Below are 14,124 nucleotides of genomic sequence, written 5' to 3'. Positions count from 1 at the left end.
TGTAACCATTACAGATTCGGCAGACCCTGCCAATAGGGCTGAGCAAACCGTGTAGAAGGGAGGTGTTATGTCTGAACCCCAAGTGGTTGTGATTACCGGTGCCAACCGTGGCATTGGCCTCGAGCTGGCCCGGCATTATGCGGGGCAAGGCTGTGAAGTGATCGGGGTGTGCAGGCAGTCCTCGGATGAACTGTCAGAAGTGGCCAAGCAGGTGATTGACGGGGTGGATGTCACCACCGATGCCGGTATTGAGAAACTCACGTCGGCGCTTGTGGGTAAGTCCATCAGCCTGCTGATCAACAACGCCGGGCTGTTGCAGGACGAACAGCTGGGCCGCATCGACTTCGATTCCATCCGCACCCAGATGGAAATCAACGCCTACGCGCCCCTGAGGGTCACCGAAGCCCTGGTGCCGCAAATTCGTGAAGGCGGCAAGATCGCCAACATCACCAGCCGCATGGGTTCCATTGCCGACAACGATTCCGGCGGCCGCTACGGCTATCGCGCCTCCAAGGCGGCCCTCAACGCTTTTGGCAAATCACTGGCCGTGGACCTGAAACCACGGGGCATTGCGGTGGCTCAGTTGCATCCTGGTTATGTGAAGACCCGAATGGTGAATTTTGGTGGTTTGATCACGCCGGAAGAGTCCGCCAAAGGCCTGGCTGAGCGCATTGCCAACCTGAACCTGGAGAACTCCGGTTCGTTCTGGCACAGCAACGGTGAGGAACTGCCCTGGTGAGCCGGGACTGCCGGGCACCAAAGTAGTATGGGCAGGTTCTTGGCGGGCGAGCTAGGCTGCAGGCATCATCGATAAAAAAGATTAAATATGATCGGGCTGCTTCGGCGTTACTCCCTGCCAGTGATCGTGCTGGCACAATTGTTTGGTACGTCCCTCTGGTTCAGTATCAATGGGGTCTGGTTATCCCTTTCTGATGAGCTGGCGCTGGCGGAATCGGATCTTGGACGGCTTACCCTGTCGGTTCAGGCCGGTTTTATTGTCGGTACGCTGACCCTGGCGGTAACCGGGGTGGCCGACCGTTTTGGCGCCAGTCGTATTTTTCTGGTTTCCAGTGTGCTGGGCGCCCTGGCCAATGCCGGTTTTGTACTGGTTGCGGGGGTGTTTCCAGTGGACAGCCTGTTGCGATTCGCCACTGGTCTGTGCCTGGCTGGTATCTACCCCCTGGGCATGAAGCTGGTCATTGCCTGGACGCCCAAGCACGCAGGCGCCGCTTTGGCGTGGCTGGTGGGCATGCTCACGCTGGGGACTGCACTGCCTCATCTGATGCGGGGTGCAACGCTGGGCCTACCGTGGGAATGGCCGTTGCTGGCGGCGTCGGTTCTGGCGCTGGCCGGCGGTTTGCTGGTGTTCTTGCTCGGCGATGGCCCGCACCTGCCCAAAGCCAATGGCGGGTTGCCGATTAGCCAAGGGCTGGCCGCCCTGCGAATTCCCCGGTTCCGGGCGGTCGCCGGCGGTTACTTTGGCCACATGTGGGAGCTCTATGCGTTCTGGACTCTGGTGCCGTTACTGATTGCCCGGGAGTTAAACCGCCTGGGGCAGGGTGAGGCGCTGGTGCCCTGGCTATCGTTCGCGGTCATCGGTATCGGCGCCGCCGGCTGTATCGGCGGTGGCCGGCTCAGTCGAACCCGGGGCAGTGAGTGGGTGGCGCGGCGGGCGCTGATGGTCTCCGGGGCGCTGTGCCTGCTGTACCCCTGGTTGAACGGCCTGTCGCCAACACTGCTGATCGCGTTACTGATGATCTGGGGCATTGCCGTGGTGGCGGATTCGCCCCAGTTCTCGGCTCTGGCGGCGGCTACCGCACCGAAAGAAACGGTTGGTTCCTCACTGGCGGTGATGAATGCCATCGGGTTTGGTCTGACGCTGCCCGCTATCTGGATCACCAGCGGGCTCTGGAGCCCCTGGGGTGTGTGGGTGGCGTTACTGTTGCTGCCGGGCCCGGTGTTCGGATTGCTGTCGCTGGGCCGAGGCAAGGCGCCAGCCTAATACAATAGCCCGATTCCAGCCGCCCCATCTGTTACGGACCGCCATGACCCCGCGAACTCTTCTGTTATCCGCCTATGACGCCGCCAGTCACCAGCGCTGGCGGAACCAGCTGGTGGCGATGTGTCCCGACTATCACTGGCAGACCCTGACGCTTCCTCCCCGGTTCTTCCAGTGGCGCATTCGCGGTAACCCGGTAAGCTGGCTGGCCGAGCCATGCCTGTCACAACCCTGGGACCTGATAATCGCCACGTCCATGGTGGATCTGGCCACCCTTCGGGGCCTGCATCCCCAGCTGGCAATCACTCCGTGCCTGCTCTACATGCATGAAAACCAGTTTGCCTTCCCCGTGAGCGAACAGCAGCAGGGTCGGCTGGAGCCGCAAATGGTGAATCTATACAGCGCGCTGGCGGCAGACGCGGTGGCGTTCAACAGCGCCTGGAACCGGGACAGTTTCTTGCGGGGCGTTGACGCCTTACTGGACAAAATGCCCGATGCTGTGCCGCCGGGGGTGGTGCAGGCACTAACAGAGAAATCCTGGGTGCTGCCTGTGCCGATTGAAGACTGCCTGTTTGTCGACCAGGGGCGCGCGTTGAACTGGCGGTGCCCACATCTGCTCTGGAACCATCGATGGGAATACGATAAGGGGCCAGATCGCTTGCTGGTGTTTTTACAAGCGCTGGCGGGCCGGTCCATGCCCTTTCGTCTGAGTGTGGTGGGGGAGGGCTTCCGCCGTTATCCGGAGGCATTTGACCGGATCCACCAGCAATTTGCCGGTTACATCGAGCACTGGGGTTTTATGGACAGTCGCGATGAGTACGACCGGTTGCTGCGCGAGGCAGACGTTGTTTTGTCCACAGCCTTGCACGACTTCCAGGGCCTGGCAGTGCTGGAAGCCATGGCGTCGGGCTGTGTGGCCCTGGTGCCGGACCGGCTGGCGTACCGGGAATATGTGCCCGAGCCTTGCCGTTACCGGAGTGATGAATCGAGCCCGGAAGCGGAAGCCAGGGCTGCCGTTAACTGCCTGGAACAGATCATGGTGGATAAACCCGCTTCTGCTTCCCCTGATGCCTGGCGGGCGTCTCGGTTGGCGGGGCGTTACCGGGCCCTGCTGGGTGACCTGATAGCTGGCCGTTAGGTTGGTCTGGCGCCAACTTGCGGGCCTCACAGGCCCTGCCTAGACTGGATATTATCCCGCTGCTTCAACAAGGACGGTATCCATGGAGTTCCGCACCCTCGATGGCAATGAAGCCGTTGCCTCAGTGGCTTATCGGTTGAGTGAAACCATTGCCATCTACCCGATTACTCCGGCCTCTGTCATGGGGGAGCACGCCGACGACTGGGCGGCTCTGGGCAAACCCAACGTTTGGGGCCAGGTACCGGGTGTGGTGGAAATGCAGTCCGAAGCCGGCGCGGCCGGCGCCATGCACGGCGCTTTGCAGGCGGGCTCACTGGTGACTACGTTCACTGCCTCCCAGGGCCTGCTGCTGATGCTGCCCAACCTGTACAAGATTGCCGGCGAGCTGACGCCGTTTTGCATGCACGTGGCCGCCCGCAGCCTGGCCACCCACGCCTTGTCGATCTTTTGTGACCACTCCGATGTCATGAGTGCCCGGGGCACCGGCTTCGCCCTGCTGGCATCTGGCTCAGTGCAGGAAGCACAGGACCTGGCGGCCATTGGCCACGCAGTGACTCTGGAAAGCCGGGTGCCGGTAATGCACTTCTTCGACGGCTTTCGCACCTCCCATGAAATCGCCAAGATCGTCCCGCTCAGCGACGATGAGCTGGACGCATTGGTGCCCTACCAGGGCATTGAGGCCCATCGTAATCGCCGGATGACACCCGACCACCCAGTGCTACGGGGCACCTCCCAGAATCCCGACGCCTTTTTTCAGTCCCGGGAAGCGGCCAATCCGTTTTACCAGGCCTTTCCGGAGCATCTGGAGGCGGTGATGTCCCGCTTTGCCGACATCACCGGCCGGCAGTACAGGTTGTTTGACTATGTCGGGCACCCGCAGGCCGAGCGGGTCATCATTCTGATGGGATCTGGCGCCGAGTGTGCCCATGAAACCGTCGAATGGTTGCTGGCAAAGGGCGAGAAAGTGGGCGTGCTCAAGGTGCGCCTGTTCCGGCCCTTCGCCACCGAGCGCTTCCTTGAGGCGTTACCAGATAACGTGAAGCAGTTGGCGGTACTGGACAGAACCAAGGAGCCCGGCGCCCAGGGCGAGCCACTGCTGCTGGAAGTCAGCGGTGCCCTGATGGAAACGTTCAGTCGGGGTGACCGACCCAATCTGCCCCGCGTGATCGGCGGCCGTTACGGCTTGTCATCCCGGGAGTTCACGCCGGCCATGGTTTGTGCGGTGTTTGACCAGATGCAGGAGCCGGCGCCGAAAACCCGCTTTACCGTGGGCGTTCGGGATGACGTTACCCATTTGTCCCTGGAGGTGGACAGCGAGCTGGATATCGAATCGCCAGACACCCGGCGGGCGCTGTTCTTTGGCCTTGGTGCCGATGGCACGGTCAGCAGCAATAAGGCCAGCATCAAGATTCTGGGCGAGGGCACCGACCTGTTCGCCCAGGGGCACTTTGTTTACGATTCCAAGAAATCCGGTGCCACCACCGTCTCCCACCTGCGCTTCGGGCCGCATCCCATTCGTTCCAGTTACCAGATTCGTCAGGCCCAGTTTGTCGCGGTGCACGCGCCGCAGTTTCTGGAGAAGTTCGATGTGCTGGAACACGCTGCGCCCGGGGCGACGGTACTTTTGAATGTGCCCTGGCCGGCGGAGCAGGCCTGGCAACAGCTGTCGGTGGAAGCCCAGCGGGTGCTGGTGGAGCGCAAGGCCCGGCTGTTTGTGATCGATGCGGCCAGCGTAGCCGAGCAGGCTGGCCTGGAGCGCCGTATCAACACGGTGATGCAGGTGTGCTTCTTTGCCCTGGCGGACATCCTGCCCCGTGAGGAGGCCATAAACCATATCAAGGAATCCATTCGCCAGACCTGGGGCCGGCGCGGGCCAGAGGTGGTGCGGCGTAATGTGGAGGCGGTGGATTCCGCCCTGGACAATCTCCACGAAGTGCCGGTGCCCGGTGCCGTAACGGCCACCCGCACCCGGCCCCCGAGAGTGCCGGACGATGCACCGGACTTTGTGCAGAAAGTTACCCGGCTGCTGATGGATGGCCAGGGCGATAAACTGCCGGTCAGCGCCTTCCCGGTGGATGGCACCTGGCCCACTGGCACCAGCCAGTATGAAAAACGCAGCATTGCCCAGGAGATCCCGATCTGGGAATCGGACCTGTGTGTGCAGTGTAATTTCTGCACCATGATCTGCCCCCACACGGCGATCATCAGCAAAGTGTTTGAGCCGGACAGCGCGAAAGATGCCCCCGAAAGCTTCAGCGCGGTACCGGAAACCCACACCGCCGAGCTGGAAGGGCTGGACTACCGGGTTCAGGTAGCCCCGGAGGATTGCACCGGCTGCGGCTTGTGTGTGGAAGTCTGCCCTGCCAAAGACCGCACCCAGCCCAAGCGCAAGGCCATCAACATGCGCCCCGTTGAGGAGCATGTGGAAGATGAGGCTCATAATCTGGCATTCCTGCGCAGCCTGCCGGACGTACCTCGGGACCGAATTCCCCGGGACTTCAAATCCCTGCCGTTACTGATTCCCCTGTTCGAGTATTCGGGGGCCTGTGCCGGCTGCGGTGAAACCCCTTACATCCGATTGCTCACCCAGTTGCTGGGCGACCGGCTGATGATTGCCAACGCCACCGGCTGCTCCTCGATCTACGGCGGCAACCTGTCCACCACGCCTTACACGGTGAATGCCGATGGCCGGGGACCTACCTGGAACAACTCGTTGTTCGAGGATGCCGCGGAGCTGGGCCTGGGTATGCGCATGGGGCTGAGCAAACTGGCTGGCCGGGCCCGGCAATTGCTGGAAGACATGAAAGCGCAGCTCCCTGTTGAACTCTACCAGGCCCTGACCGGCCCCTGTGTCACTCTCGACGAGAGCGCCATGGCGGCCCGGCGCGAAGCCGTCGCGCAACTGCGTAACTGGCTTGAAGGCCAAAAAGGCTCCGAAGCGCAGGAGCTGGGTAACCTGGCGGATGAGCTTTGTCCCAAGAGCGTCTGGGTGATTGGTGGCGACGGCTGGGCCTACGATATTGGCTACGGCGGGCTGGACCATGCCCTGGCTTCCGGCCAAAACATCAAGTTGCTGGTGCTGGATACGGAAGTCTATTCCAACACCGGTGGCCAGCAATCCAAGGCCACGCCCATGGGCGCTGTGGCCAAGTTCGCCGCCGCCGGCAAGGAAACCCGCAAGAAAGACCTGGGCCTGCTGGCCATGAGTTATGGCCACGTGTACGTGGCCCAGATTGCTATGCAGTCACACAGCAACCAGGCCACCAAGGCACTGCAGGAAGCCGAAAGCTTTGACGGCCCGGCGCTGATCATCGCTCACAGCCCCTGCATTGCCCACGGCTACGACCTGGTGAACTCTCCGGCCCAGCAGAAGCGGGCGGTGGACAGCTGGGCCTGGCCACTGTACCGGTTTGATCCAAGGCGGATCGAGGAAGGCCTGCCGCCATTGCAACTGGATTCCGTGCGCCAGAAAGTACCGATGAAAGCCTACATGCAGGAGGAGGCCCGGTTCCGGATGCTGGAATTGCGGGACCCACAGCGCTACGAACAGCTGGTCGCTGCCGCCAGTGATGCCGCGAAAGAACAACGGGAGCTGTATATGCAGCTGGCGGGTATTCATTTTGAACCCCATGATGCCGGGAATGAGAAGCCCGCCAGGGATGGAGGCAACCATGACTGACCTGACAACCCGCTGGCTGGGCCTGGAGCTGAAGTCGCCCTTGGTGCTGGGCGCGAGCCCGCTGACCGATGAGCTGGATACCCTTAAGGCCTGCGTACAGGCTGGAGCCGGTGCGGTGGTGATGCACTCCCTGTTTGAAGAGCAGCTGGTGGCCGAGCAGATGGCCGCGCACAAGTTCATTGATTCCCGTATCAACATGGATGCTGAGGCTCGCTCGTTTTTCCCGGAATCCGAGATCTTCGAGATGGGCTCCGGCAGTTACCTGCAACGATTGCAGCAGCTGAAAGCGGAGCTGGGCGTGCCGGTGATTGCCTCCCTCAACGGCATTTCCCCCGGTGGCTGGACCCAGCATGCCACGGAACTTGAGCAGGCCGGCGCTGATGCCATCGAGCTTAACCTGTACGACCTGGCTACTGATGCGGGTGATACCGCCGATACTCTGGAACAGCGCCAGCTGGTGGTGATTCGCTCTGTCGTGGAGCAGGTGTCGGTGCCGGTCAGTGTCAAACTCTCGCCCTTCTATTCGGCGTTACCGGCATTTGTGGCGGGCGTTGAAGCGGCGGGGGCCAGAGGGCTGGTGCTGTTCAACCGGTTCTATCAACCGGATATCGACCTGGAACAGCTGGCGTTGAGCCGGGAGGTGGTGCTGTCAACCAGTGCCGAGCTGCCTTTGCGCCTGCACGCCATGGCCAGGTTGTATAACCGCACCGGCATGGACATGGCGGCGTCTGGCGGCGTGCATACCGGTGACGATGCCGCCAAGGCCATACTCTCCGGTGCTACGGTGGTGCAGCTGGTATCAACGGTGCTTCAACACGGCCCTGCGGCTTTCGAACGGCTGGCCGGTGAACTGACCACCCGGCTGGCCAGCATAGGCTATCAATCCCTGCAGGAGGCCCGGGGTGCCTTGTCTCTGGATAACGCGCCGGATGCGGGCACCTGGGAGCGATTGAACTACGCCCGGCTATTGCACGGCTGGCAATCGTCCCGGTAATCAGGCACTCAAGGGAGAGGGCCGGGTGTCATGCCGGCCCTGAACCGGTGGCGGAACCGTTCAGCGGCCTTGTTCCGGCACTTCCCGAATGCGGCCGTGCTCATCAATCGCCACGTACACAAACAGGCCCTCTGTGACCTTGCGCGGGTTTTTTGAGGCGCGGTCCAGGGTCCACACCTCCACATTGATTTTCATCGAGCTGCGGCCAATATCCACCAGCTCGCAATAACAGCCCACCTGGGAGCCCACCCGCAAAGGTGAGAGAAATTCCATCCGGTCCATGGCCACGGTGGCATTGCGGCCCTGTGAAATACGCCCGGCCATGGTGGCGGCGGCTATGTCCATCTGTTTCACCAGCCAGCCGGCGAACACATCGCCGTTGGGGTTGGTGTCTGAGGGCAGGGGCACCACTTGCAGGGTGAGTTCCCCGCGGGGTTTGGGTTTGTCGTCATCGTATGCAGTCATGGGCGTCGCCTGTAGATACTTATGAGTTGTTTTCCCTGCATGGTAACGGGCTGGCGGCGTGCTGCAAGAAAATTTGAACAATGACGTCTATATTTCAAATGCTGTAACAAATTTGTCACAGACACTCCTTAGGATGCACTTATCGGTAAAGCAGATCCATACACAACGTCCACCGATAATGGAGACTTAACGTGATGAAACTGAAAGCAGCTCTTGCCTCTGTTGCCCTGGCTGGCAGCATTGTGGCGGTATCTACCCCGGCCATGGCCCGTGATACCGTCAACATCGTCGGTTCTTCCACTGTTTACCCGTTCGCCACTGTGGTTGCCGAGCGTTTTGGTCGTAACACCGACTTCCCGACCCCGAAACTGGAATCTACCGGTTCCGGCGGTGGTCTGAAGCTTTTCTGCGCCGGTGTTGGCACCCAGCACCCGGACATCACCAATGCTTCCCGTCGCATGAAGTCGAGTGAGTTTGAGCTTTGTCAGTCCAACGGCGTTAAAGATATCACCGAAGTGCGCATCGGCAGCGACGGTATTGTGATTGCTGCTGGCAACGATGCCCCGGAACTGAATCTGTCTCTGCAGCAACTGTTCCTGGCCCTGGCCAAAGACGTTCCGAACCCGGACGGCGGCGAGAACCTGGTGCCGAACCCGTACACGAAGTGGAGCGATATCAGCTCTGACTTGCCCAACATCGCCATCAGCGTAATGGGCCCGCCTCCGACTTCCGGTACCCGTGACGCCTTCGTGGAAATCGCAATGGAAGGTGGCTGTAAGAAGTACGACTGGATCAAGTCCAAGAGCAAGGGCGACATGCGCGCCATCTGCCACAACATGCGTGAAGACGGTGCCTTCATCGAAGCCGGTGAAAACGACAATCTGATCGTACAGCGGCTGATGCGTGATAATGGCATTTACGGTGTATTCGGCTTCAGTTTCTACGAAGAGAACCGTAACCAGCTGCAGGTTGCCAACATTGATGGCGTTGCACCCACCCAGGACACCATCGGTGATGACAGCTATCCGGTTGCTCGTTCCATGTTCTTCTACGTGAAGAAAGCCCATGTGGGTGTGGTTCCGGGTATCCAGGAATACGTCAACGAATTCACCAGCGAGGGCGCCTGGGGCGACAACGGCTATCTGGTAGACGTCGGCCTGATCCCCAACCCGCGCAGCACGCGTATGCAGGTGGCCAAGGATGCCAGGGCCCTGAAATCCATGACCGGTAACGAGTTGTAAGCGTTACAGCGGCAGATCAGGGATGATCGGAAAAGAGAGGAATGCAGCCGGCAGGCTGCGTTCCTTTGTTGTATCCAGTAAAGATCCTTCGGGTTTGCTGGCACAATAGGTCAGCTCGAAACCCTTCCAGGAAAGAGATAGTTATGCAATCGGCCAATTTGTTGCCTATCGTTCTTGTGCTCGCAGTGGTGGCGTACAGCCTTGCCTATATGCGCTCGCGAGCCGTGGCGGAGCCACTCGGTGGTATACGTAATCTCAAATCACTGCCGTTTTACTATGCTGCGAGGGCGGCATTGTGGTGCGGAATTCCCGCGTTGATTACGCTCGCTTTGTGGGCGGGATTTGAAGGCAAGGTTATCCAGAATATTGTGATCGGGTCCCTGCCCCCGGAGGCCATGCCCCAGTCGGCCGGGCAGGCCAGCCTGGTCGTCTCCCAGATCGGCAATGTCGCGGCGGGCAGGCTTAACCCGGAGTTCGTACCGGATCATATTGCGGGTGCCGCGTCGTTACTGGAGACGCTGCGAGACCAGAGCAAGAACTTTAAAACGATTCTGGTCCTGTTGATTGCGGTGCTGGGCGCTGTTGTTGCCTGGTTCCGGGTAGCGCCTCACATCAACGCCCGTGAGAGTGTTGAAACCACGCTGCGGAGAATCTTCTTTGTGTGCGCCGCCGTAGCCGTAATGACGACGGTGGGTATCATTTTTTCGGTGATCTTCGAGACCATCCGGTTCTTCGGCAAGGTGCCTTTCTGGGAGTTCTTTCTGGGTGCAAACTGGAGTCCCCAAACTGCGCTGCGCGCCGACCAGGTAGGTGCAGACGGTTCCTTCGGCATGATTCCGCTGTTTACCGGTACGCTGCTGATTTCCGCCATTGCATTGATTGTGGCCGTGCCGGTTGGTTTGCTGTCGGCGGTCTTCCTTTCCGAGTACGCCGGTAAAAAGGCCCGCTCGGTGATCAAGCCGATGATGGAAATGCTGGCGGGTATTCCGACAGTGGTTTACGGCTTCTTCGCCGCCTTGACCGTGGCGCCGTTTATCCGGGACCTGGCCGAGACCGTAGGCCTCAATGCTTCATCCCAGAGCGCCCTAGCGGCTGGCCTGGTGATGGGAGTGATGATTATCCCGTTCGTGTCTTCGTTGTCTGACGACGTGATCAATGCAGTGCCCCAGAACCTGCGCGATGGTTCTCTGGCTCTTGGCGCCACCCAGTCTGAAACCATGAAACAGGTCATCTTCCCGGCGGCGCTGCCCGGTATTATGGGTGGCATTCTTCTGGCAGCTTCCCGCGCCATCGGTGAAACCATGATTGTGGTGATGGCCGCAGGCCTGGCTGCTAATCTCACCGCCAACCCGCTGGATTCTGTCACCACTGTCACTGTGCAGATCGTCACCCTGCTGACCGGCGACCAGGAATTCGACAGCGCCAAGACCCTGGCAGCCTTTGCCCTGGGCATGATGCTGTTCGTGGTGACACTGATTCTGAACGTGATTGCCCTCAAGATTGTGCGTAAATATAGGGAACAGTATGACTGATCAACGCTCCCAGGCGGAGATTGTCCGCCAGTCCCTGAAACGTCGGTATCGCAAGGAACGGCGGTTTCGGGCCTATGGCATGGCCGCCATTGCGATCGCTTTGTCGGCACTGGTGATCCTGTTTGTCGATATCATTGGCAAGGGTTACACCGGTTTTATTAAAACCACGATCACCCTGGATGTTCAATTGAATGGTGAGGCCATGTACCTGGATGACCCCACCGATGCTGACCAGATCTCTATGGCGGATTTCAACGCACCGATCATCAATGCGCTTGGTGAGTTGATTCCGGATGTGGAAGACCGAGCGGCTCAGCGCGAGTTGAGCCGTTTGGTGGGTAGCTATGGTGCGAATCAGATCCGAGACTTGCTCCGCAGCCAGCCAGAGCTGCTTGGCACTACTCAGACTATGACCTTTCTGGCCCATGATCGGGTGTCGGTGTATGTGAAGCATGCCGATAACCCGAGTTACAGCGTGCGACTGTCAGATCAGCAGATCGAGTGGGTCGATTACCTGTTGGAGCAAGGCGTCATAGAAACAGTCTTCAACGACGTGTTTTTCCAGTCTGGTGACTCCCGCGAGCCATCCAATGCCGGTATCCTTGGTGCCATCGTCGGGTCTCTGCTGACCATGGCGGTGACCCTGGTGATCGCTTTCCCGGTTGGCGTTGCTGCGGCAGTCTACCTTGAGGAGTTCGCGCCACAGAACAAGTTCACTGATTTTATCGAGGTGAACATCAACAACCTGGCGGCGGTGCCATCTATCATTTTTGGTCTTCTGGGCCTGGCGGTGTTTATCGGGTTGTTTGGCATGCCGCGTTCGGTTCCCGTGGTGGGCGGTCTGGTCATTGCACTGATGACATTGCCTACCATCATCATCTCCAGCCGCGCCGCCATCAAGAGTGTGCCGCCCTCCATTCGCGAGGCAGCTGAGGGCATCGGTGCCTCCAAGATGCAGGTGGTGATGCACCACGTGGTACCCCTGGCGATGCCGGGCATGATGACCGGTTCCATCATCGGTATGGCGCAGGCGTTGGGTGAAACCGCTCCGTTGCTGCTGATAGGGATGGTCGCGTTTATCGTGGAGATTCCGGACGGCTTCTTCAGCTCCGCCACGGTACTGCCGGTACAGATCTATCTGTGGGCCAGCAGCGCGGAACAGGGTTTTATCGAATTGGCGTCAGCGGGCATTATGATCCTGCTGACCTTCATGATCAGTATGAATGCACTGGCCATTTGGCTGCGCAAACGTCTTGAGCGCCGGTGGTAAGGAGAGTACTAATGAATACCATGAATCCGACAATCACGAGTGAGGCGGACATGCCGGAAGAGACCATTGTCCCGGTAAAAGACGAGCGGCCAGCGGAAACGGTCATTGAAGAAGGAGCGACCGTTGGGATCCCCTACGCTGATGACCCCAAGTTCAAGCTGCGTAATGTGGAAGTGTTTTATGGTCAGGATCGGGCTATAAAGAACGTCAGCCTGGACATTGGCCGTAACGAAGTCATTGCCTTTATCGGGCCCTCCGGCTGCGGCAAATCGACCTTTCTGCGGTGCCTGAACCGGATGAACGACAGCATTGATATCTGCCGGGTCAAAGGTCAGCTGATGCTCGACGAGCATGATATCTATGACCCGAAACGGGACGTTGTTGAACTGCGGGCCCGGGTGGGCATGGTGTTCCAGAAGCCGAACCCGTTCCCCAAGTCGATCTACGACAACGTGGCCTACGGCCCTCGAATTCACGGTCTTGCCAACCGAAAATCCGATCTTGATGAGATCGTTGAAAACAGCCTGCGCAAAGCCGGTCTTTGGGATGAGGTTAAAGATCGCCTGGGTGCCACCGCGACCGGTATGTCTGGCGGCCAGCAGCAGCGCCTGTGTATCGCCCGGGCCATTGCTGTTAGTCCGGAAGTGATCCTGATGGACGAGCCATGCTCGGCCCTGGACCCGATCGCCACCGCAAAAGTGGAAGAGCTGATTGCTGAGATGTCGGAGAGTTACACCATCGTGATTGTGACCCACTCCATGCAGCAGGCAGCTCGGGTTTCTAACCGTACCGCCTATTTCCATCTGGGCCACCTGGTGGAGGTGAATGAGACTGACAAGGTATTCACCTCGCCGGAGCACGAGCTGACGGAATCCTACATTACTGGCCGCTTTGGTTAAGGGCATCGGGGAACATTGGAGATATCAGATATGCCGAATAAAAAGGACGATGTATACGGGGATCACATCTCCCACAAGTTCAATGACGAGCTGACCGAACTGAAAACCCAGTTTCTGAACATGGGTGGTCTGGTTGAAAGCCAGGTTGAGCGCGCAGTTCAGGCGCTGGTAGACGGTGATGGTCACCAGGCCGAAGACGTCCGTGCGGGAGACAAGAAGGTTGACCGTATGGAAGTGGATCTGGATGAAGAGGCCACGCTGATCATCGCCCGCCGCCAGCCCACGGCTCGGGATTTACGGTTGGTGATTGCGGTGATCAAGATGGTGGCGGACCTTGAGCGGGTTGGCGATGAGGCCAAGAAGATCGCCAAGATGGCCATCAAGTTGTCCGAGGAAGGTCAGGCGCCCCGTGGATATGTTGAAATTCGCCACATTACCACTCATGTGCTGAGCATGCTGCACGATGCGCTGGATGCGTTTGCGCGTCTGGATTCGGAGCAGGCGCTGCGGGTGATGAAGGAAGACAAGCGGGTAGATGAGGAGTATCAGGCAGCGGCTCGTACGTTGCTGACGTTCATGATGGAAGATACCCGGAACATTTCACGCTGTATGTCGGTGATGTGGGTTCTGCGGGCATTGGAGCGGGTGGGTGATCACGCCTGTAACATTGCTGAGAACGTCATCTTCATGGTCAAAGGCGAGGATGTTCGCCATACGCCCGTGGAAGAAGCCGAGAAGGTGGTTGGCCGTTAACGTTAAAATCCCGTTCCCGTTGTCGTGGGGGCGGGCTTTGGAGGAGGGCTGGCATGCGGGTTGGCTTTACGGGACACGCTCAAGCCATCCGTGGGCGCTTAGCTTTCGCCATCCCTGGCGAAAGATAGTCCCGTAAAGCCAACCCGCACACCAG

General features: G+C 59.4%; 11 protein-coding genes. 10 read left to right on the top strand and 1 reads right to left on the bottom strand.

Annotated elements, in window-relative coordinates:
• Window positions 1-67 precede the first annotated feature (67 nt).
• From ACTZWX_RS09965 to ACTZWX_RS09945, 5 genes are all read left to right on the top strand, one after another.
• Window positions 68-739: an SDR family oxidoreductase gene (locus tag ACTZWX_RS09965; protein ID WP_444713789.1), complete on the top strand. Its 672-nt coding sequence runs from the start codon at window positions 68-70 to the stop codon at window positions 737-739.
• Between the two features lie 87 nt (window positions 740-826).
• Window positions 827-2,002: an MFS transporter gene (locus ACTZWX_RS09960; RefSeq protein ID WP_444713788.1), complete on the top strand. Its 1,176-nt coding sequence runs from the start codon at window positions 827-829 to the stop codon at window positions 2,000-2,002.
• A gap of 43 nt (window positions 2,003-2,045) precedes the next feature.
• Window positions 2,046-3,137, top strand: coding sequence for a tRNA-queuosine alpha-mannosyltransferase domain-containing protein (locus ACTZWX_RS09955; RefSeq protein ID WP_444713787.1), 1,092 nt, complete (start codon window positions 2,046-2,048; stop codon window positions 3,135-3,137).
• A gap of 82 nt (window positions 3,138-3,219) precedes the next feature.
• Window positions 3,220-6,816: a pyruvate:ferredoxin (flavodoxin) oxidoreductase gene (nifJ, locus tag ACTZWX_RS09950; RefSeq protein ID WP_444713786.1), complete on the top strand. Its 3,597-nt coding sequence runs from the start codon at window positions 3,220-3,222 to the stop codon at window positions 6,814-6,816.
• Window positions 6,809-7,810, top strand: a complete 1,002-nt coding sequence (locus ACTZWX_RS09945) for a dihydroorotate dehydrogenase-like protein (protein ID WP_444713785.1) — start codon at window positions 6,809-6,811, stop codon at window positions 7,808-7,810. Before nifJ ends, ACTZWX_RS09945 begins: the two co-directional genes overlap by 8 nt.
• A 60-nt stretch (window positions 7,811-7,870) precedes the next feature.
• Here the strand turns inward: ACTZWX_RS09945 and ACTZWX_RS09940 are convergent, their stop codons facing one another.
• Entirely contained in the window at window positions 7,871-8,275 is a 405-nt protein-coding gene (locus tag ACTZWX_RS09940; RefSeq protein WP_444713784.1) for an acyl-CoA thioesterase, read from the bottom strand.
• A gap of 191 nt (window positions 8,276-8,466) precedes the next feature.
• Here ACTZWX_RS09940 and ACTZWX_RS09935 point away from each other — a divergent pair, with 191 nt between their 5' ends.
• The 5 genes from ACTZWX_RS09935 (at window position 8,467) to phoU (ending at window position 13,970) form a co-directional block, all read left to right on the top strand.
• Window positions 8,467-9,516 (top strand): substrate-binding domain-containing protein, encoded by a 1,050-nt coding sequence (locus ACTZWX_RS09935; protein WP_444713783.1) that lies wholly within the window; start codon window positions 8,467-8,469, stop codon window positions 9,514-9,516.
• Between the two features lie 143 nt (window positions 9,517-9,659).
• Entirely contained in the window at window positions 9,660-11,048 is a 1,389-nt protein-coding gene (gene pstC / locus ACTZWX_RS09930; RefSeq protein WP_444713782.1) for a phosphate ABC transporter permease subunit PstC, read from the top strand.
• Complete coding sequence (gene pstA / locus ACTZWX_RS09925) at window positions 11,041-12,318, top strand: phosphate ABC transporter permease PstA (protein ID WP_444713781.1); 1,278 nt, start codon at window positions 11,041-11,043, stop codon at window positions 12,316-12,318. The genes pstC and pstA overlap by 8 nt, the downstream gene beginning before the upstream one ends.
• 11 nt (window positions 12,319-12,329) lie before the next feature.
• A complete protein-coding gene (gene pstB / locus ACTZWX_RS09920; RefSeq protein ID WP_444713780.1) occupies window positions 12,330-13,217 on the top strand; it encodes a phosphate ABC transporter ATP-binding protein PstB in 888 nt (295 codons plus the stop codon).
• A gap of 30 nt (window positions 13,218-13,247) precedes the next feature.
• Window positions 13,248-13,970, top strand: a complete 723-nt coding sequence (gene phoU, locus ACTZWX_RS09915; RefSeq protein ID WP_072676097.1) for a phosphate signaling complex protein PhoU — start codon at window positions 13,248-13,250, stop codon at window positions 13,968-13,970.
• The last annotated feature ends 154 nt before the right edge of the window (window positions 13,971-14,124 follow it).

This window comes from Marinobacter sp. NSM (assembly GCF_052380025.1).
Taxonomy (GTDB): Bacteria; Pseudomonadota; Gammaproteobacteria; order Pseudomonadales; family Oleiphilaceae; genus Marinobacter.
Note: the sequence above shows the minus strand (reverse complement) of the source record. Positions and strands in the feature narration are given on the sequence as shown.

Coding starts and splice junctions, on each gene's coding strand:
- ACTZWX_RS09940 (WP_444713784.1), bottom strand. CDS start 8,275: ATGACTGCATACGATGACGACAAACCCAAACCCCGCGGGGAACTCACC.
- pstA (WP_444713781.1), top strand. CDS start 11,041: ATGACTGATCAACGCTCCCAGGCGGAGATTGTCCGCCAGTCCCTGAAA.
- pstC (WP_444713782.1), top strand. CDS start 9,660: ATGCAATCGGCCAATTTGTTGCCTATCGTTCTTGTGCTCGCAGTGGTG.
- phoU (WP_072676097.1), top strand. CDS start 13,248: ATGCCGAATAAAAAGGACGATGTATACGGGGATCACATCTCCCACAAG.
- ACTZWX_RS09965 (WP_444713789.1), top strand. CDS start 68: ATGTCTGAACCCCAAGTGGTTGTGATTACCGGTGCCAACCGTGGCATT.
- nifJ (WP_444713786.1), top strand. CDS start 3,220: ATGGAGTTCCGCACCCTCGATGGCAATGAAGCCGTTGCCTCAGTGGCT.
- ACTZWX_RS09955 (WP_444713787.1), top strand. CDS start 2,046: ATGACCCCGCGAACTCTTCTGTTATCCGCCTATGACGCCGCCAGTCAC.
- pstB (WP_444713780.1), top strand. CDS start 12,330: ATGAATACCATGAATCCGACAATCACGAGTGAGGCGGACATGCCGGAA.
- ACTZWX_RS09960 (WP_444713788.1), top strand. CDS start 827: ATGATCGGGCTGCTTCGGCGTTACTCCCTGCCAGTGATCGTGCTGGCA.
- ACTZWX_RS09945 (WP_444713785.1), top strand. CDS start 6,809: ATGACTGACCTGACAACCCGCTGGCTGGGCCTGGAGCTGAAGTCGCCC.